Annotated in this window: 19 protein-coding genes and 1 tRNA gene; 11 read left to right on the top strand and 9 right to left on the bottom strand. The window is 56.3% G+C overall.

The window, feature by feature from the left end; all coding sequences use genetic code 11:
* Nucleotides 1-19 precede the first annotated feature (19 nt).
* From ACR3EP_RS17340 to ACR3EP_RS17315, 6 genes are read left to right on the top strand one after another with little or no spacing between them, the layout of a single operon-like run.
* Complete coding sequence (locus tag ACR3EP_RS17340) at nucleotides 20-871, top strand: UbiA family prenyltransferase (protein WP_480638784.1); 852 nt, start codon at nucleotides 20-22, stop codon at nucleotides 869-871.
* Nucleotides 868-3,324, top strand: a complete 2,457-nt coding sequence (locus ACR3EP_RS17335) for a PEP/pyruvate-binding domain-containing protein (protein WP_480638782.1) — start codon at nucleotides 868-870, stop codon at nucleotides 3,322-3,324. Before ACR3EP_RS17340 ends, ACR3EP_RS17335 begins: the two co-directional genes overlap by 4 nt.
* Nucleotides 3,317-4,417 carry a BtaA family protein gene (locus ACR3EP_RS17330; protein ID WP_480638781.1) on the top strand — a complete coding sequence of 367 codons (1,101 nt, stop codon included), beginning with the start codon at nucleotides 3,317-3,319 and terminating at the stop codon, nucleotides 4,415-4,417. Before ACR3EP_RS17335 ends, ACR3EP_RS17330 begins: the two co-directional genes overlap by 8 nt.
* The gene (locus ACR3EP_RS17325) at nucleotides 4,414-5,745 is read left to right on the top strand and encodes a hypothetical protein (RefSeq protein WP_480638780.1); all 1,332 of its coding nucleotides are present in this window, start codon (nucleotides 4,414-4,416) and stop codon (nucleotides 5,743-5,745) included. Before ACR3EP_RS17330 ends, ACR3EP_RS17325 begins: the two co-directional genes overlap by 4 nt.
* Complete coding sequence (locus ACR3EP_RS17320; protein WP_480638779.1) at nucleotides 5,742-6,587, top strand: hypothetical protein; 846 nt, start codon at nucleotides 5,742-5,744, stop codon at nucleotides 6,585-6,587. Before ACR3EP_RS17325 ends, ACR3EP_RS17320 begins: the two co-directional genes overlap by 4 nt.
* On the top strand, nucleotides 6,580-8,001 hold the full coding sequence (locus ACR3EP_RS17315) for an AMP-binding protein (protein ID WP_480638778.1): 1,422 nt from the start codon (nucleotides 6,580-6,582) through the stop codon (nucleotides 7,999-8,001). Before ACR3EP_RS17320 ends, ACR3EP_RS17315 begins: the two co-directional genes overlap by 8 nt.
* Before the next feature lie 139 nt (nucleotides 8,002-8,140).
* Here the strand turns inward: ACR3EP_RS17315 and ACR3EP_RS17310 are convergent.
* From ACR3EP_RS17310 to ACR3EP_RS17300, 3 genes are all read right to left on the bottom strand, one after another.
* Nucleotides 8,141-8,217: transfer RNA gene (locus ACR3EP_RS17310), tRNA-Arg, on the bottom strand.
* A 21-nt stretch (nucleotides 8,218-8,238) separates the two neighbouring features.
* Entirely contained in the window at nucleotides 8,239-8,733 is a 495-nt protein-coding gene (locus ACR3EP_RS17305; RefSeq protein WP_480638777.1) for a GNAT family N-acetyltransferase, read from the bottom strand.
* Nucleotides 8,730-9,041, bottom strand: coding sequence for an ETC complex I subunit (locus tag ACR3EP_RS17300; RefSeq protein WP_170350520.1), 312 nt, complete (start codon nucleotides 9,039-9,041; stop codon nucleotides 8,730-8,732). The genes ACR3EP_RS17305 and ACR3EP_RS17300 overlap by 4 nt, the downstream gene beginning before the upstream one ends.
* A gap of 153 nt (nucleotides 9,042-9,194) precedes the next feature.
* Here ACR3EP_RS17300 and uvrB point away from each other — a divergent pair, with 153 nt between their 5' ends.
* The 3 genes from uvrB (at nucleotide 9,195) to ACR3EP_RS17285 (ending at nucleotide 13,162) form a co-directional block, all read left to right on the top strand.
* The gene (gene uvrB / locus ACR3EP_RS17295; protein WP_480638776.1) at nucleotides 9,195-11,465 is read left to right on the top strand and encodes an excinuclease ABC subunit UvrB; all 2,271 of its coding nucleotides are present in this window, start codon (nucleotides 9,195-9,197) and stop codon (nucleotides 11,463-11,465) included.
* Complete coding sequence (locus ACR3EP_RS17290; protein WP_480638775.1) at nucleotides 11,466-11,993, top strand: hypothetical protein; 528 nt, start codon at nucleotides 11,466-11,468, stop codon at nucleotides 11,991-11,993.
* Between the two features lie 461 nt (nucleotides 11,994-12,454).
* Nucleotides 12,455-13,162, top strand: a complete 708-nt coding sequence (locus ACR3EP_RS17285) for an ORF6N domain-containing protein (RefSeq protein ID WP_480638774.1) — start codon at nucleotides 12,455-12,457, stop codon at nucleotides 13,160-13,162.
* On the opposite strand, the gene ACR3EP_RS17280 is transcribed toward ACR3EP_RS17285, so the two are convergent.
* The 4 genes from ACR3EP_RS17280 to ACR3EP_RS17265 form a co-directional block, all read right to left on the bottom strand.
* Entirely contained in the window at nucleotides 13,159-13,512 is a 354-nt protein-coding gene (locus tag ACR3EP_RS17280; protein ID WP_170350525.1) for an MmcQ/YjbR family DNA-binding protein, read from the bottom strand. The two genes, ACR3EP_RS17285 and ACR3EP_RS17280, sit on opposite strands and share 4 nt — an antisense overlap.
* A 77-nt stretch (nucleotides 13,513-13,589) precedes the next feature.
* Complete coding sequence (locus ACR3EP_RS17275; RefSeq protein WP_480567532.1) at nucleotides 13,590-13,997, bottom strand: hypothetical protein; 408 nt, start codon at nucleotides 13,995-13,997, stop codon at nucleotides 13,590-13,592.
* 63 nt (nucleotides 13,998-14,060) lie between these two features.
* Nucleotides 14,061-14,351 carry an antibiotic biosynthesis monooxygenase family protein gene (locus tag ACR3EP_RS17270; protein WP_480638773.1) on the bottom strand — a complete coding sequence of 97 codons (291 nt, stop codon included), beginning with the start codon at nucleotides 14,349-14,351 and terminating at the stop codon, nucleotides 14,061-14,063.
* Nucleotides 14,352-14,449: 98 nt separating this feature from the next.
* Nucleotides 14,450-14,755: an excalibur calcium-binding domain-containing protein gene (locus ACR3EP_RS17265; RefSeq protein ID WP_254438779.1), complete on the bottom strand. Its 306-nt coding sequence runs from the start codon at nucleotides 14,753-14,755 to the stop codon at nucleotides 14,450-14,452.
* Nucleotides 14,756-14,997: 242 nt separating this feature from the next.
* On the opposite strand from ACR3EP_RS17265, the gene ACR3EP_RS17260 reads away from it, so the two are divergent.
* Nucleotides 14,998-15,501 carry a HugZ family pyridoxamine 5'-phosphate oxidase gene (locus tag ACR3EP_RS17260; RefSeq protein ID WP_170350531.1) on the top strand — a complete coding sequence of 168 codons (504 nt, stop codon included), beginning with the start codon at nucleotides 14,998-15,000 and terminating at the stop codon, nucleotides 15,499-15,501.
* Here ACR3EP_RS17260 and ACR3EP_RS17255 read toward each other — a convergent pair.
* Both ACR3EP_RS17255 and ACR3EP_RS17250 read right to left on the bottom strand, forming a co-directional pair.
* A complete protein-coding gene (locus ACR3EP_RS17255) occupies nucleotides 15,486-15,893 on the bottom strand; it encodes a universal stress protein (RefSeq protein ID WP_170350532.1) in 408 nt (135 codons plus the stop codon). The genes ACR3EP_RS17260 and ACR3EP_RS17255 overlap by 16 nt on opposite strands.
* 62 nt (nucleotides 15,894-15,955) lie before the next feature.
* Nucleotides 15,956-16,282, bottom strand: a complete 327-nt coding sequence (locus ACR3EP_RS17250; RefSeq protein ID WP_170350533.1) for an antibiotic biosynthesis monooxygenase family protein — start codon at nucleotides 16,280-16,282, stop codon at nucleotides 15,956-15,958.
* Between the two features lie 146 nt (nucleotides 16,283-16,428).
* On the opposite strand from ACR3EP_RS17250, the gene ACR3EP_RS17245 reads away from it, so the two are divergent.
* Nucleotides 16,429-17,091, top strand: a complete 663-nt coding sequence (locus ACR3EP_RS17245) for a hypothetical protein (protein ID WP_480638772.1) — start codon at nucleotides 16,429-16,431, stop codon at nucleotides 17,089-17,091.
* Nucleotides 17,092-17,126 lie beyond the last annotated feature (35 nt).

Raw genomic sequence — 17,126 nt, 5'->3', positions numbered from 1 at the left:
ATTTCCGCTGAAGAAAACCGTGCCCCTGCTGCTCGTGTTTTCTGCGGCCAGTATATGTGTGTCCGCCCGTCTGGCGGATCGCCCCCTGCCGGAATGGCCTGCATTTGCCGCCGGTTTTATCCTTGCCATGGCGCTGTTTTTCCAGATGCGGGTCTGTGACGAATTCAAAGACGCCGAGGATGACCGACGATACCGGCCCGACAGGCCAATTCCACGTGGTCTGGTATCCAAGCGCGAAGTAATGGGCTGGGGCCTGTTGACCGTGCCTTTGTCTGTTGCCGCCGTCTGGCTGTGGTACCCGCCGGTCTTGTGGCTATTGGGTTTAGTCTGGATCTGGCTTGGGGCAATGACCGTCGAATTTGGCGCGCCCGCCTGGTTGAAGGCACGACCGGTCCTGTACCTGCTAAGCCATATGGCAATCATGCCTCTGATCGATTTGCTGCTGACCGGCATCGAATGGCTGCCAAAAGGTCAGGCGGCACCCTTCCTGTGGTTGTTTCTGGCGCTGTCCTTCGTGAACGGGTGTGTGCTTGAGATTGGCCGCAAATTGTGGGCACCCGAAAATGAGATCACCGGCGTCGACACCTATTCCGGGTTATGGGGCCCGCCTCAGGCAGGGCGCATCTGGGTGGGTTGCGTTTTGATATCCTATGCGCTGCTTGTGGGCACAGGTGCCGCAACCGGCGTTGGTTGGATAAGCGCCTTGATCGGCGGGTTGGCCCTGATCCCCTGTTGTCTGGCCGCAAAAAGCTATGTTCAGGCGCCGACAGTGAAAGCCCAAGACCGGATGGACACAATCGCCGGCCTATGGGTGTTTTTCTGCTACGCCACAGCTGGTTTCCTTCCGTACCTGATCGGAGCGCTTACATGAACTTCATCGTCGCCCAATCGGATGCAAACGATGTTTCCGTTGTAGGGGGCAAGGCAGCTGCTTTATCGCATCTTACGCAGCATGGTTTTGCCCCGCCCGCATTTTTTGTCATTACCAGCGATGCATTCCGTATGGGGAAATCCGGTCCCATTGCTCAAAACGGTCTGCAATCGGCTTTGACTGCCGCGCTGAAAACACTCGGAACCGGGCCTTACGCGGTTCGTAGCTCTGGTAAGGCCGAAGATGGTGTGGAACACAGCCATGCAGGACAATATGAAACGGTTCTGAACGTTTCGGGCGGCTCTGTTTTGAAAGCGGCCAAAAAGGTCTGGCATTCCGGCTTCTCTGAGACGGTCGAGACATACCGCGCGGTCAAATCCGGGGGCGAGGCCGAAGGACCCGCGATCATCGTACAGCGCATGATTAATCCAAAATCTGCAGGTGTCGCATTTTCCGCCGACCCGGTTAGCGGTCGTCGCGGTGTGGTCGTAATTTCGGCAATTGATGGTCTGGCTGAGCAGTTGGTTTCTGGTGAGACGGACGGGGAAGATTGGATCATAGGCGCGGATGACGCACCTGAAAGCGCACCGGATAAGCCTGAGTATTTAACGGTGAGTGACGCGCAGTCCATTGCCGCCCTCGCGCGCAAAGCCGAAGAGCTTTTCGGATCGCCCCAGGATATTGAATGGGCCATTGATGCACAGGGGCTTCATATTCTGCAGGCCCGACCAATCACAACGCCATTGCGCCCCGCGGCCTTGGCCGACACAACGCTGACGATTTTCGACAACTCGAACATTGTCGAAAGCTATCCCGGTATCGTTAGCCCGCTGACCTATTCCTTTGCTCTGCACGTGTATGCTCAGGTCTACCGCGCGTTTGTCAGGTTGTTGGGCGTCTCCAAGCGTACGGTCGACCAGAATCCAACGGTGTTCGACAATTTGCTCGGGCGCGTGGATGGGCGTGTCTATTACAACCTGATCAACTGGTATCGGGCCTTGGCCCTGTTGCCGGGGTTTTCGCTGAACCGCGACTATATGGAAACGATGATGGGCGTGTCGGAACCCATGCCGCGAGAGGTCACGGATGCCCTTGCCCCACCCCCCTCGGTTGGTTGGCGCAGGATTGTGGAATACGCAAAGCTGGGCAAGGTCGCGGCCGGGCTGATCTGGCAGGCCATCTGCCTGCCACGAACGCGGCGAAACTTTTATGACAGGCTGAACGGGGTATTGCAGGCGGGGCTGGACGTAGATGCGTCTAATGCGACCCAGCTTGCAGCCGAATACCGCCGCATCGAAAGCACCCTGCTGGATCGGTGGGATGCCCCATTGATCAATGATTTTCTGTGCATGATTGCATTTGGCGGGTCCCGCAACCTGCTGCAAAGGTGGCTTGGTGAAGACGGTCTGACACTGCATAATGACCTGATGATTGGCCAGGGTGACATCGTGTCAGCCGAACCTGCACAGCGCATTGCCCGGATCGGCCATATGGTGCGCACCGCCGGTATCACGGAGCAGTTGAAAGCTGACGCGCGGCTGTCCGCTTTGTCGGCGCACCCACAGATCGAGGCTGAAGTTGAATCCTATCTGGAAAAATTCGGAGACCGATGCACCGAAGAGCTAAAGCTGGAAAGCATCCCTCTGCAAGACGACCCGACAAGCCTGTTGCTGGCGATTGCCGCCAGCGCCGATCATCCTCCCGGCGGGCGTCAGGAAGGCCGTGAACCGAATTGGAAGGAACTGTTCCCAGCGAGCCCGATCAAGCGACATGTTGCGAAATGGATTTTGGGTTGGACCAAGGCGCGCGTGCGAGACCGCGAAAACCTGCGCTTTGAACGCACCCGCATCTTTGGCTATGCGCGCCGTGTGTTTTTGGGGATCGGTCGGGAATTTGCCGCGCGCGACTTGCTTGAAACACCAAAAGATGTGTTCTTTCTGACAACGCATGAAGTTCTTGGCGCGGTCGAGGGGTTCAGCCTGTCGCCTGACCTGAAAGGCATCGTTGCACGACGCAAGGCCGAAGATGCGGCCTCATCCCAACGCCCCGATCCGCCCGAACGGATTGAAATCCAAGGTCCTGCCATCGCGCCTGTTTGGTCTGATTCGATTGAGGCCGAAGCAGATGCCACACGGACAAAGCACGGAACGGGCTGTTCCGCGGGTCAGGTCAAAGCACGTGCGCGGGTGATCCGCGATCCTCGGACCGAGGCGCTGAACCCCGGCGAAGTACTGGTCGCCCGCCACACCGATCCAGGCTGGATCGCCGTTTTCTCGAACGCCTCTGCCATCGTTGTCGAACGTGGCAGCTTGTTGTCCCACTCGGCCATTGTGGCGCGCGAATTGGGTATCCCCTGCGTTGTTGGCCTAAAAGGGGCCACACAATGGATCAAAGACGGAGAAGTACTGTCTGTCGACGGGGCAAGCGGCGCAGTGGAGCGGTGCGATGCGTAGCAGTGAAATCGAAGACAAGGCGGATTTCGACCATATCCGGTACGCCCAACTGTGGGAGGATGCGGACGTCCTGACCGCCGCATTGGGTGATTGCACGGGGCGGACACTGGTGTCGATATGTTCGGCCGGAGACAATGCGCTGGCCATGCTGACACTCGATCCCGCGCGTGTTGTGGTGCTGGATTTGTCCCCGGCTCAGATCGCCTGCCTCAAGCTCAGGATCGCGGCGTATAAGGTGCTGACGCATTCAGAGTTCATTGAGTTGACAGGCTCGCGCCCAAGCAAGCGGCGGCTTGCTTTGCTGAACCGGGTGTTGGACGAAACCGATGCGGAAACAGACGCCGTCTGGCAGACCCTTGCGTCCGAAGTAGACAGACACGGCATCGGCGGCGTCGGTAAGTTCGAGCGGTATTTTCGCATCTTTCGAACCTGGCTGTTACCGCTGGTCCATTCGCGCCGCACCGTCGACGACGTGTTCACCCCCCGAACCCCCGACGCACGCGAGGTTTTTTTCGACACGCGGTTCAACACATTCCGATGGCGGTTGTTGCTGAACACTTTTTTCTCGCGATTCGTGATGGGGCGGATGGGGCGGGACAGCGCGTTTTTCGACCACGTGGATGGAAGCCCGGCCCAACATGTTGCTCGCCGACTGCGCCATGCCGGGGTCGCGACCGATCCATCGCAAAACCCCTATCTGCACTGGATTCTAAAGGGCACCCATGGTGACGCATTGCCGATGGCGTGGCGTCCGGAACATTATGAAACTGTCCGGTCCCGATTGGATCGCCTGGATATTCGCCTTGGTTCGCTCGAGGCTTTCGTCTCGACGGGCGAAAAGGCCAGCGGGTTCAACCTGTCCGACATTTTCGAATACATGTCCCCTGAAACGTTCAAGCAGGTCTATGGGGCGATCCTGAGTGCGGCAGAGCCAAATGCACGATTGGTCTATTGGAACATGATGGCGCCGCGCCGTGTACCAGCGGATTACCGGGACAGGATTGAAACCCTGACCGAAATCGAAACACAGCAGAAGGCCCGCGATCTGGCCTTCTTCTATTCGGATTTCGTGGTCGAAGAGGTCCGGCCTTGACCGTTCTCATGCAGATATTGCTGGCGGCAGGGTCGGTGTTGGCATTGCTCGGCGTGATGATGGTCATCCGCCACCTGGCCAAAGCTGCAGGGCTGAACGCCGAAGTGCAGCGGAAACTGATGCATGTAAGCACGGGGCTCTTTGCGTTGCTGCTGCCCTGGATCTTTTCCGACCGCTGGCCGGTTTACATGCTGATCGCCGCCACAATGCTTGTGATGCTTGTCTTGCGTCTTCCTCGTTTTTCGAAAGGTCTTGGCGCGACCCTGCATGGGGTGGAGCGAACATCCTATGGTGACTTCCTGCTCGCGTTGTCGGTGGGGCTATGCTTCTTGCTGGCCGGGGATAACCTGTTGTTCTACATCTTGCCGATTGCGGTTCTGACCTTGGCAGACGCCGCCGCCGCGCTGGCCGGAACCGCGTATGGAACGCGGCGATTCATTGTCGAGGATGGTGAGAAAAGCGTCGAGGGATCGGTGGTTTTTTTCGTGGTTACGATGCTGATCGCGATCGTCTGTTTTCTGTTCATGGCCGCCTTGCCACCAGCGAACATCCTTATGCTCTGCGTTATGGTTGCTGCTTTTGGAACCCTGGTCGAGGCCCAAAGCTGGCGGGGTTTTGACAACCTGTTCCTCCCACTTGGTCTCCTGATTTTTCTGAGCGTACACTTCGACAGTTCCTTGATTGAGCTGGCGACCATAGCCTTGGTTTTTCTGGCCTCGCTCGGCGGTTTCAGCATCCTGGGCGCAAGGCTGGGTCTTACCAAACATGCCACACGGGTTTACGTCATCACCGTTTTCCTCTTGCTGGCAGTCACTGCACTTCAAAATGCGGTCCTGCCTATTTTGGTACTAGCGACGCATCTTTGGGCACGGGTATCGACCCCCTGTGACAGCAAATACCCGGATCTGGATGTCGTAGCGTCTCTGGGGTTGTTCAGTTTCGGATGGCTGGCGCTTGGCAATGCGACCGGGTGGAATGCCGTATCGTTTTATGGCCTCAGTGCGATGGGGCTGGCCATGGGGTTCAGCGTTCTGGCGCTGCGAGGCAAAATCCTTGCGATCCTTGTGGTGGCCACAACATTATTCTTAGTCAGACACTTTGCTACTGCGCTGAACCCGGAACCTGCACGCTGGGCCGAACCGCTGACAATTCTGGCGCTGCTTTCCTTAATCTGCATGACGGCCGTACCGTGGATCAGACCGCAGTGGTTTGAAAAAGATCGGGTGCTGAGGTTAACAGTATTGGCCCTTGCCCTTCCGTTGATCTATTACGCGTACTCCGTGGCGGGATCGATCGGTGCAGGTTTTTTTGCCGGAGTCGCGTCATGACCAAAGAGACAATCAAAACCGCTGATGCGAAGCTGACCGTTTACCTGAACGGCCCCAATTGGGAGGGCGTACAAGCGGCAACATTCGGTGACTTTTCATGCAAATCACCCGAAGCCGGTGCCGAAATTCTGGATACGGGTATAGAACTGGTCAGAAACGCAGGCACCGACCGGGTCATTGGGCCGATGTCGGGGGACACCTGGCACAGTTACCGGTTCGTCTCCTACAGCGACGGTTCCTCTCCGTTCCTGATGGAGCCGACCAACAAAGCGCATGAACCCGAAGTCTTCCGGTCCGCGGGTTTTTGCGAAATCAGCCGGTATTTCTCGGCCCGTGTAGAGTTGGAAGATACCGACACAGTGGCACCGCCTGAAAACGATGGTTTTGAGGTGGAAGCGTGGGATGGAAATGATCCTGAGGGCTTGTTTCGCCAAGTGTTCGCGCTGTCTGCACAGGCGTTTTCGGAAAACGCGTTTTACAAACCGATTTCCGAGTCCGAGTTCCTGGCCATGTACCTGCCTGTCGTGCCGATGATGAAGCGTGAACTGATCCTGTTTGCGCGTCGCCACGATGACAATTTGGCGGGTTTTCTGTTCGGCATTCCCAACTATGCCGAAGGGCCCACCCCCAGTTCCGCGATCCTCAAAACCTATGCAAGCCTGGAACCGGGCGCAGGGCGGCATCTGGCCCACACGTTTCACAAAGCGGCTGCAGAGATGGGGTGCAAAACCGCCATCCATGCCCTGATCCACGACGACAATAAGTCCGCTGATCGCAGTGCGGCAGAAGGGGCGACTATATTCCGGCGATACTCTCTGCTTGGACGTAAGCTGAATGGCTGATTTGATAGCACATTTTGCTGCTGCGGTTGAACGGTTTCCGAACAGAACCGCCATAGTGGACGGAAAAGGCCGTCAGATCAGTTTTCAGCAACTGCACTCTCGCATGCAGAAACTGGCAGGCCGATGGCACGCAAAAGGTATCAGGCCAGGCGACCGCGTATTGCTGGCAATGCCCGTCGACGCGGACCTATATGCAAGCCTGGCGGCCCTGTGGTCGTTGGGTGCAACCGTTGTGCTGCCGGAACCGGCAATGGGACTGGCCGGTTTGCGCCACGCTGCGCGGGCCACTTCGCCCAAGGCGTTCTGCGCAGCTGGCGTGTACTCTTTGCTCAAGTTTCTAATTCCAGAGCTTTGGAGGCTGCGTCTTTTGACACCCAATGAAAGCCCTGGCTCGCCGCCCAATCATCAGATTCGGGCGGATGACACAGCCTTAATCTCATTTACCTCTGGAACGACATGCCAGCCCAAGGCCATCCCGCGCACGCATGCGTTTTTAATGGCGCAACACGACGCCATTGCGCCCCTTCTAGAAAGCGACAAGGCCGAAAGGGATTTGGTGGCCTTTCCGGTGTTCACCCTGATCAACCTGGCCGCAGGGCGCACCACAGTTATGCCAAACTGGCGGCTGAGCAAGCTTGACCGCCTTGCGCCCACCCACTTGGCGGACTGGATTCAAAAGCAGCAGGTCACCCGCGCCCTCATTCCACCCTCAATTTGCGAAAAACTGACCCAAACCCAAAATACCGGACAGTTGAACACGGTCTTCACGGGTGGCGGTCCGGTTTTTCCGGACCTTGTCGACACGCTGCAAACCAGAAACGAGCTTTCAGTGGTTTGTGTTTATGGATCGACCGAGGCTGAGCCGATTGCCCACCTTGATGCCACAGATATCTCGGAAAACGATCACCGACAGATGGCCGAAGGGAAAGGTCTACTTGTGGGGTATCCGGTTCCTGAAATCATACTCCGCATCTGCGACAACGAGATACAGGTCGCCGGGGCGCACGTGAATGACGGCTATCTTGATCCCGCACATTCGGGCGAAAATAAAATCATAGAAGGCGCCGTCATCTGGCATCGCACCGGAGACGCCGGCACGTTGGATGAAGAGGGACGCTTGTGGTTGTGGGGTCGGGTGGGGTCTGAAATAGAAGTGAAATCGGGCCTGCTCTTTCCCTTTGCGATTGAAGTCGCGGCAAGACAATGGCCGGGTGTTGCGCGCTGTGCGTTGATCAACACTGGGACCAGACCGACGCTATGTGTCGAAGGGCGGCGTGATCACCTTCAGGATTGGCGTAAATTCGCGTCTGAATTTGGCGTGCCCAATGTGATTTCAGTTCACAAAATCCCCATGGACAAACGCCACGCATCTAAAGTTGACCGCTCGGAACTTGAACGTATCGTTGCCCGCTAGTGCAACACGGGTCGAAATCATGGCGAAGCACCTTCCCACTGAAATCCAAGTAATCTCCAACAATTGCGACCGGCCTTGGTACAGCGACAACGGACGTGATCAAGATTTCTTTCTTTGGTATTTCGTTGATTTGGCGAAATGGCGATCCCTGAAGGACTCGAACCCTCAACCTGCTGATTAGAAGTCAGCTGCTCTATCCAGTTGAGCTAAGGGACCGCTGCGCCCTTCTTGCGGTTTTTACGGGCGGGGTTCAAGACCCAAGCGCATGAAGGCGCTGTTCGGGTCGACTTCATATCCAAATATCGGTCCGCAATAGGTATATCCCAGCGCCTCATAAAGTTTGCGCGCGGCATCATATTCCGTCAGATGTTCCGCCCCAGTTTCCAGCACCAGGGCCGTCACACCTTCTGAACGGGCAAGGTCAGCCAGGTAGGTCATGATCACTCGCGCCAGACCACGGCCACGTGCGGCGGTCACGACATGCACTGATTTTACCTCAGAGGTGCCATCGGGCAAGGCTTTAAGCGCTCCGCATCCCAGCGGTTTACCCGCTTCATACAATGCCCAGAATCGAATGCCGGGCTCTCGCAATGCATCGACGTCCAGGGTGTGGTTCGAGGTCTGGGGCGTGGCATCCCAGCTATGGGCCAAATGCGCTTGAATGATCGGGCGCATGTCCTGCGCTCCGGGATCCACTTCGCGGATGTCGATCATTCCAAGGGTTTTGGTCAATGGGTCCAGGGTGCCCGACGACTCGGGGCGAAGTTTTCACCATACCCACCTGCGCGCACGTTGGGCTTGCGCTTATGCGGTTCGCTGACCTGCGCATCAATCCCGTTGTCCTTGGCGTAATCCAACGCCTCTTCCTTGGTGTCGAACTTCAGGCGCACCTGGGTCTGCGTGTCATTGGACGAGGTCCAGCCCATCAGCGGATCAACCTCGCGCGATGACGCGGGGGCGTATTCCAAAACCCACTTGCGGGTCTTGGCCATTCCCGAAGTCATTGCATTTCTTGCGGGCTGGTAAATCCGTGCGCGCATGTCGCCTCTCCGTACTCACTTGGCTAGGGATGTTTATGCGTCAGGCAGGCGGCGCGGACAAGTCCGCAATTGTCGCAATTTCGGCAATTGGAAATGCCCCCTTGAACAAGAACAAAAACAGATCAAAATCAGGCGCGAAAGGAATCTTCCCCTATGGCCTATGCTCATTCCGACAAGACCCAGATGAATGCCGAGGATGTCCGCGCTCGGCTGAAGCTGGAAGGCGGCAAGGAATTCGTTATGCATACCGAGTTCGCACCAGCGGGTGACCAACCAACGGCCATCAAGGAGCTGGCCGGGGGCGTGATGGACGGTGAACGCGATCAGGTTCTGCTGGGCGCGACGGGGACGGGCAAGACCTTTACCATGGCCAAGGTGATCGAGGAGACCCAGCGCCCGGCTATCATCCTTGCACCCAATAAGACGCTGGCAGCGCAGTTGTATGGCGAATTCAAAGGCTTCTTCCCCGAGAACTCGGTCGAGTATTTCGTGTCCTACTATGACTACTACCAGCCCGAGGCCTACGTGGCGCGGTCGGACACCTATATTGAAAAAGAGTCTCAGATCAACGAACAGATCGACCGGATGCGCCACTCGGCCACGCGGGCACTGTTAGAGCGGGACGATGTGATCATCGTGGCCTCGGTGTCATGCATCTATGGTATCGGTTCGGTCGAAACCTATGGGGCGATGACGCAGGATCTGAAGGTCGGCAACGAATACGACCAACGGCAGGTGATGGCCGATCTGGTCGCCCAGCAATACCGCCGCAACGATCAAGCGTTTCAGCGCGGGTCTTTCCGGGTACGCGGCGATTCCTTGGAAATCTGGCCCGCCCACCTTGAGGATCGCGCCTGGAAATTCTCGTTCTTCGGCGAGGAACTGGAAACCATCACCGAGTTCGACCCGCTGACCGGCGAACGCGCGGCCACAATGGAGCAGGTGCGCGTTTATGCGAACTCACACTACGTGACGCCGAAACCAACGATGCAGCAGGCCATCATTGGGATCAAAAAAGAACTCCGCATCCGTCTGGATCAACTGGTGGGCGAGGGCAAATTGCTGGAAGCGCAACGACTGGAACAGCGCACCAATTTCGATCTGGAAATGCTTGAGGCCACCGGCGTCTGCAATGGGATCGAGAACTACTCGCGCTATCTCACAGGCCGCGCACCGGGCGAGCCGCCCCCGACCCTGTTCGAGTTCATCCCCGACAACGCGATCGTCTTTGCCGACGAATCCCACGTCAGCGTTCCGCAGATCGGCGGTATGTACCGGGGCGACTATCGGCGCAAGTTCACGCTGGCTGAACATGGGTTCCGGCTGCCCTCCTGCATGGACAACCGCCCCCTGAAGTTCGAGGAATGGGACGCCATGCGCCCCCAATCCGTCTTTGTCTCGGCCACCCCGGCAAAATGGGAGATTGAACAGACCGGCGGCGTCTTCACCGAACAGGTGATCCGCCCCACCGGCCTGCTAGACCCTGAGGTCGAAATCCGCCCTGTATCCATGCAGGTGGACGACCTGCTGGACGAGGTGCGCAAGGTGGCCGCCGATGGCTACCGCACGCTGGTCACGACCCTGACCAAACGCATGGCCGAGGATCTGACCGAATACCTGCATGAACAGGGCATCAAGGTCCGCTACATGCACTCGGACATCGACACGCTGGAACGTATCGAGATTCTGCGTGACCTGCGGCTGGGGGCGTTCGACGTGCTGATCGGCATCAACCTGCTGCGTGAAGGCCTCGACATCCCCGAATGCGGGCTGGTCGCCATTCTGGACGCGGATAAAGAGGGTTTCTTGCGGTCCGAGACCTCTCTGGTTCAAACCATCGGCCGCGCCGCGCGGAACGCCGATGGCCGGGTGATCATGTATGCCGACAAGGTCACCGGTTCCATGGAACGCGCCCTGAACGAGACCAACCGCCGCCGCGCCAAGCAACTCGCTTACAACGAGGAACACGGCATCACGCCTGAGACGGTGAAGAAGAACGTCGAGGACGTTCTGGCCGGTCTCTACGAAGGCGACGTCGACATGAACCGCGTCACCGCCACCATTGACAAACCGATGCACGGAGCGAATTTGGAAGCCCACTTGGACGGGCTGCGCGAGCAGATGCGCAAGGCCGCCGAGAACCTGGAATTCGAAGAGGCCGCCAATATCCGGGATGAGATCAAACGTCTGGAAGCGGTCGACCTCGCCATCGCCGACGACCCCATGGCGCGTCAATGGGCGGTCGAGAAAGCCTCGGAAGACGCCGTGAAGTCGCGCGGTCGGTCAACGGCTGGCAGGCCGGGGCAAAGGGGTGGGAATGTGAAGAGAAGGAAAGATAGTGAAAGAGTCTCTTTGAAGACACTGGCCGAGATCTGCAAAACCAAAGAATGCGCCAAATTGGCGCTCGTACGTTTATCCACCTGAATGGCACCGCTGCAAGGGTGGTTCACGGCTCAAGCTCTTACACCGGTAAAAATTTGGGTGGCAGCCATTCCAACAATTGCAATTATTGAATCGATTGCCCCCGTCACATTGTCGACAAGTGAGTTGAAAATAACACTCGGGGGAGAATTCAAAGCACCGTTCAACATTCAATTGTCCTATTTGGCTGCATTGTCCTACTTGTTCAGTTATTTTCTCTTCCAGATATTTTGCCCAAAGTTTGTCCTTCAACACCCAGCAAAATTTGATTCACCACCCGAGTGCACTACACGAACCGATATTGCGAGAGCCTTTCGCGAAACGTTCATAAAAGACATGCCGCGAGTTAGTGAATTGACGACTGGGAATACCCTTAAGAAAAGCACTTATGGGTTCTTTAAAATTAGGGATTCTTCAGGCAACAAGTTGGCTTTTCCAAGCGAAGACGAAGCCAAAGAAGCAGAGGAAATACTGAAAGAAAATGCGAATTACACCTCAAAAAAATTAATTTACGGAGACGCATCCCGTTGAGAATTTCCAAATCTCAAGAGATCCTCGATAGTTTTTGTGTCAGATGGTTACGGAGGATTTAGTTGGAAGTACGATCGCGGATCGCTTTCAGAAAATGCCTTCTGGGCAATTTTGCACCAGATATCAAGTTAAGGAATTATCAGAAGATAAGAATTTAATTGCGACAAAGACTTTCAACAATCTTTACTTTACGCTTTCCGAATCCCGATCAATCGCGAGATTCTTTATGAGTATGTTCTTTTATATTTCTGTTGCAGCGGGTCTGGTAGTCCTTCTGCAGATCATATTTCGAGGAATGCGCCTTATTTGGTAGGCTTTGACTTCTTTTGTCTTGTGTAGACTTAATTTTTGACAGTGATAACTGCATTTCACTGATGCCAACTCCCCAACACTCCACCCTTGCAGCCCAGCGCGCACTCCGCCACGTTTGAAATCACAAATTGTGATTCCAAACGGTTGCCATGACAAACCCAAACACCCTGCCCAGCACGTATGAGGTCCAAAGCGCCATTCACCGGGTGCGCGGCACCCGTGTGGTGCTGGCCGAGGATCTGGCGCAGTTCTACGGAAAATCCGTCAGCGCCTTCAATCAGGCCGTCTCGCGCAACAAGGACCTGTTCGAGGGCTATCGCTTTCAACTGACCGACGCCGAGGTCGCCGATTTGCAATCACAGAATGTGATCTCAAAACCCCAAGGCCGCGGTGGGCGGCGGGTCAATCCGTGGGTCTATACGGATTACGGCGTGGCCATCGCCTCGGCCCTGTTCAAGGATCCGCGCGCGATCAAGATTACTCGGATGATCACCGAGGCCTTCGTCGACGGCGCAAATGCATTGGCCGAGACCCCGCGTAGCGTGCCGGAAATTCTGCCTCCCGAGGATGCCCCTGCCCCGTTGCTGCCCAATGGGGATCAGCTGCGCAATCTGGCGGAAAACATCCTCGATTCCGGTCAGCAGAGCCTTGTCGATTATATCGCCAACCCAACCACCAAGCGGCAACAGGCCGTGGCGGTGATCATGAAAACGCTGGCCGAAACCGCCGGAGAAGAAGTGCGTACCCAGCACGAACGCCTGCGCCTGAACATCGCGCAACGTCTGGCAACTGGCGATTACGCCGATGATGACGACCGGAAACGTCTTCTGGAATTGCTGCACGCGATGAAGGGTTAAACCCCCAGTTCGGCCCGCGCCTTTTTGGTCAGCTTGGCCACAACCAGATCATAGGACGTCACGATATGCTCGCGCAGGGAAGTATCGCTCATCCCGCGTTCCTCATAGACCTGCAGCCACTTCATCCCCCGCGAGGCCAGATAAGGCGCTGGGCGGATGCCGGGCTCATCACCCAGCACCTCAAAAGCCAGATCGGTGGCCTTGAAGGTGAACGCATCACGCCCGTCGTTCCAACCGCAGATCGCAAAGACCTTGCCGCCCACCTTCCACACATCCGCATTGCCCCATTGCACCACATGGCTGGTGGCTTTGAGGCTGGCGCAAAAGCTGTTGAATTCATCACGGGTCATGGCCCGATCTTGGCTTGCAGGATCAACTGAAAGCAAGCGAGAAGATCAATCCTCTCGCTTACTTTCTTTCCATGCGTTTAGTAGCTGACCCACCAATCATGTAAGTTGCGTTTGCCGTCAGTGAATCTCAGGTCGCGGCCCATAAAATAGACCTTCGAACAGCGTTCGCCCTTACCAGAGGTATCAGATTCCCGGCATAGTTCATTGCCTTTCACCGACCAGGTTCCTTTGTCTGTCCATGACCCGTCATTTGCCGTCGAAGATTGTTTTCCATCTTTTTCAAACGTCCAGGTCCAGTTGGAACTCTTGAGAGTGTTCCCCGAGACGATCTTTTCTATCGACGCCCCGTCCATTTGCTGTGCGCCCATATCCTTAATCTGGGACACCTTGGTCGCCGTCAGGAAATCTTTGGATGAGTCGGCAATGGCCGCACCGGAAAACAGGGTTGCGATCAAAGCCATAGCTGCGCATTTCGAAAAGTTCATTGAACATTCCTCCTGAAGAAGTCTGGCACTAGAGTTGAGAAATTTGGCCCTGAATACGCGGACCTATCCTTTATCCCAATGGACAACCACGTCGAACCCGGCCGGTGATGGCGGGCCTTCTAGGAATTCGGCAAAATGTCCCCAAAGCGCCGCCACTTTGGGGGCGTTGGCGTTCGAGGTTTCCTCGCTTTGAACCACGGCCACAACAAAACCGGTACCGTCCTCATTCATGACATTGGTAAAGCTGTGCATGCCTTCCATGCCCATAATCTGATCTTTAAGCTCGTTCATCTTTGCCTCGGCCGCATCCCGCATTCCGGGCTTCATCTTGAACTTAGTAATACGTGCAAACATGATTTTCCTCGCTATCTGGGCGAAATCCCCCAATGACGGCCAAAACGGCGCGTCCGGCGGAGTGTACCACAGTCACGGGGATTCTGTTAGAATTGGGGTCAGGGCCGCAGGAATTTGGCGTTGCCGACTGTCCGCGATCTGGGCATTTCAGCCGGTTGCGGCACTGCGCTCTGCCCGGAAATCGACCTTTGCGTTCCGCAGGCCACACCATCGCCATCGGGGTCATTGCGCGGGTGATACCCAGGACCGCCCTCAACGAATGGCCCCGGCACAATGGTTTCAATCGCGCCGCACCCGGCCAGGGCAATCAGGTGCAGCAAAGCTTCTTCGTGCCTATACTCAGACGTCCGCAGATAGACCCCCACGACGATACCCATAATCGTCACCGGCAGCATCAGGACCATGAGGAAAATTCGAACCGGGGATAATGCGCGTTTCCGCTGCGCCTCTGCCCGTTTTTGACGCCGCGAAACCTTGGGGGCAGAAGATTCCGTTTCAGGGGTGGGTTTTCTAAACTGCATGTCCCTCTGTTACCCTCGATTTGTGGCGAAACCGAGACCCCAATTGACCCGGAAACAAGCCCTCGCACAGGGAGGGCACAGGGGGTATCTTATGCTTGTTTCAAACAGCTAGAACCACGCACATCATGAGCCAATCCAGCCCATTTCACCCGGTCGATGAGACCGCCCGATGTTTGACTCGCGATCTGATCGAGGGCGCAACCTATGGTGCGCTTGCCACTTTGCGACCGGACTTAGGGGTGCCTTCGGTGTCACGCATCGCCCTGGCCACGGATGACGCGGGCAGCCCTATGACCCTGATTTCGACATTGGCGGATCATACAGCCGCCTTGCGTGCCAATCCGGTCTGCGCGTTGCTAATCGGAGAACCCGGCAACACCGGCGACCCGCTGACCCATCCCCGATTGACATTGCATGCCACAGCCACGTTCGTTGCCCGTGAAAGCGCCGAACATGCCAGCTTGCGGTCGCGGTATCTGACCTTGCGACCCAAATCGAAACTCTATGTCGATTTCACCGATTTCAGCTTTGTGCGTTTCGCCATTTCAGACGCCGTTCTGAACGGAGGGTTCGGCAAGGCCTGGCGCCTTGCCCCCAACGATTTGCGGCCTGATCAGCGCACCACGTGAACCGCACAGGCGGCGTGACGGACCACGTGGTTTGTGGTTGAGCCCAACAAAAGATCCTGCATGCCAGGCCGGTGTGAGGCCATGATGATCAGGTCAGGCTTGTGGGATTCCGCCCAGTCCAGAATGGTGCGCCCAGAATGCCCTTCGATCACCACACCCGTCGCATTGGACAGCTTGGCCGCCAACTCATCCAGCTCGCCCTGGACCGCCTTGCGGGCCGCGGTCAGATATTCCGGCGGCATGTAGGAAATCGCGTAGTTCGGAATATGCTCGACCACATGCAGCAGTGTCACCTGAGCATCTGGTGTTGCCAAAATCTCGGCCAGTTTCAGCGGGCCGGAGATATCCCGATCGGCATCAAATGAAATTGGAACAAGAATGTTGTGATACATGGTGAGCCTCTACTTTCTTCAGCCACCATACCTGATTTTATCGATTAAGGTTTTGATACAAGTCAGGAACTGCCAAAAGTTTCGGCCACGTCATACATCACCGGCTCAAAGCTTTTACACATCTCGTTGATCTTGCGATTGCGATCGCGCATTTCCGGCGTTCGCAACATTGCCAGAAAATCCTCACGACGGTTCCATTGGGAATAGTTGGCAATCCGCGTCTGCGCATCGTTCACATGCAGCCCTGCGGAAACAAATCCCGGCTGTTTCGAGATAAACTCGGCGTAGGCGTCGGTCAACGCATCCAACAGATCGTGGCAGGTGCCCGGTGTCATCTCAAAAGTGGTGATGACAGTCTGGACGCTCGCGGTCTTGGAAATCTTCGGCATCTGGAATCTCCCTTTTCTTTTGCAAGCTTAACACAGGATTTGGAAAGGTCTTGTGTTTCCTTAAACGACACGTCGCCTTGGATTGGTTTCCAGAAAATAAACAAAACACTAACCAACCGTTAACCATGCTTGCGGAAACTGCGTGCATGTTCCGGATTCTCGCTTTTCTGGTATTGCTGCTTGCCGCAGCCCCGGCTTGGCCCGGCGCATGGCTGCGTGAGAAGGACGCAGCGTTCACCGCGGCCTCGGTCACTGCATTCAAAAACCGTGACGGCAGCTATGATTACAAAACGGCGCTTTATGCTGAATTCGGATACAGGCCGAACCTCACAATCGGGGTGGATTTCGAACAAAGCCGGGATTTCTACGGCCACGCCCTGTTGTTTGCCCGGGTTCCCGTGGCCGATTTCAACAAATGGGGGCGTTTCGCGGCCGAGTTCGGGGCCGGTGCACACCACAAGCAACTTGACGCCTGGGCGATGTACAAACTGACCCTGTCCTATGGCAAAGGGTTTCAAACCGGTTGGGGCAACGGTTGGGTTGCGGTCGACACGGCTCTGGAAATTCGCACACATGACGCGGTTTATCGCAAACTGGATATCACAGCGGGCCTTTCGTCAGATCGATTGCTCAATCCTCTGATACAGGTGGAAACGGCTTATACCTCTGGACACTCGTTATTTTGGAGGGCCAGGCCCTCGGTCATGATCCGTGCGCGCAACAAAGGGCCCACCTGGGTGCTGGGCCTTGAACGCAACGATGCCCGCAACGATACGGGGTTGAAAATCGCGCTTTGGGAAGAGTTTTGAGACCGGTGAAATGGCCACCCTGCAAAAGGGTGGCC

This window comes from Ruegeria sp. BB10 (genome assembly GCF_056535725.1).
This window is presented reverse-complemented; position numbering and strand designations above follow the sequence as displayed.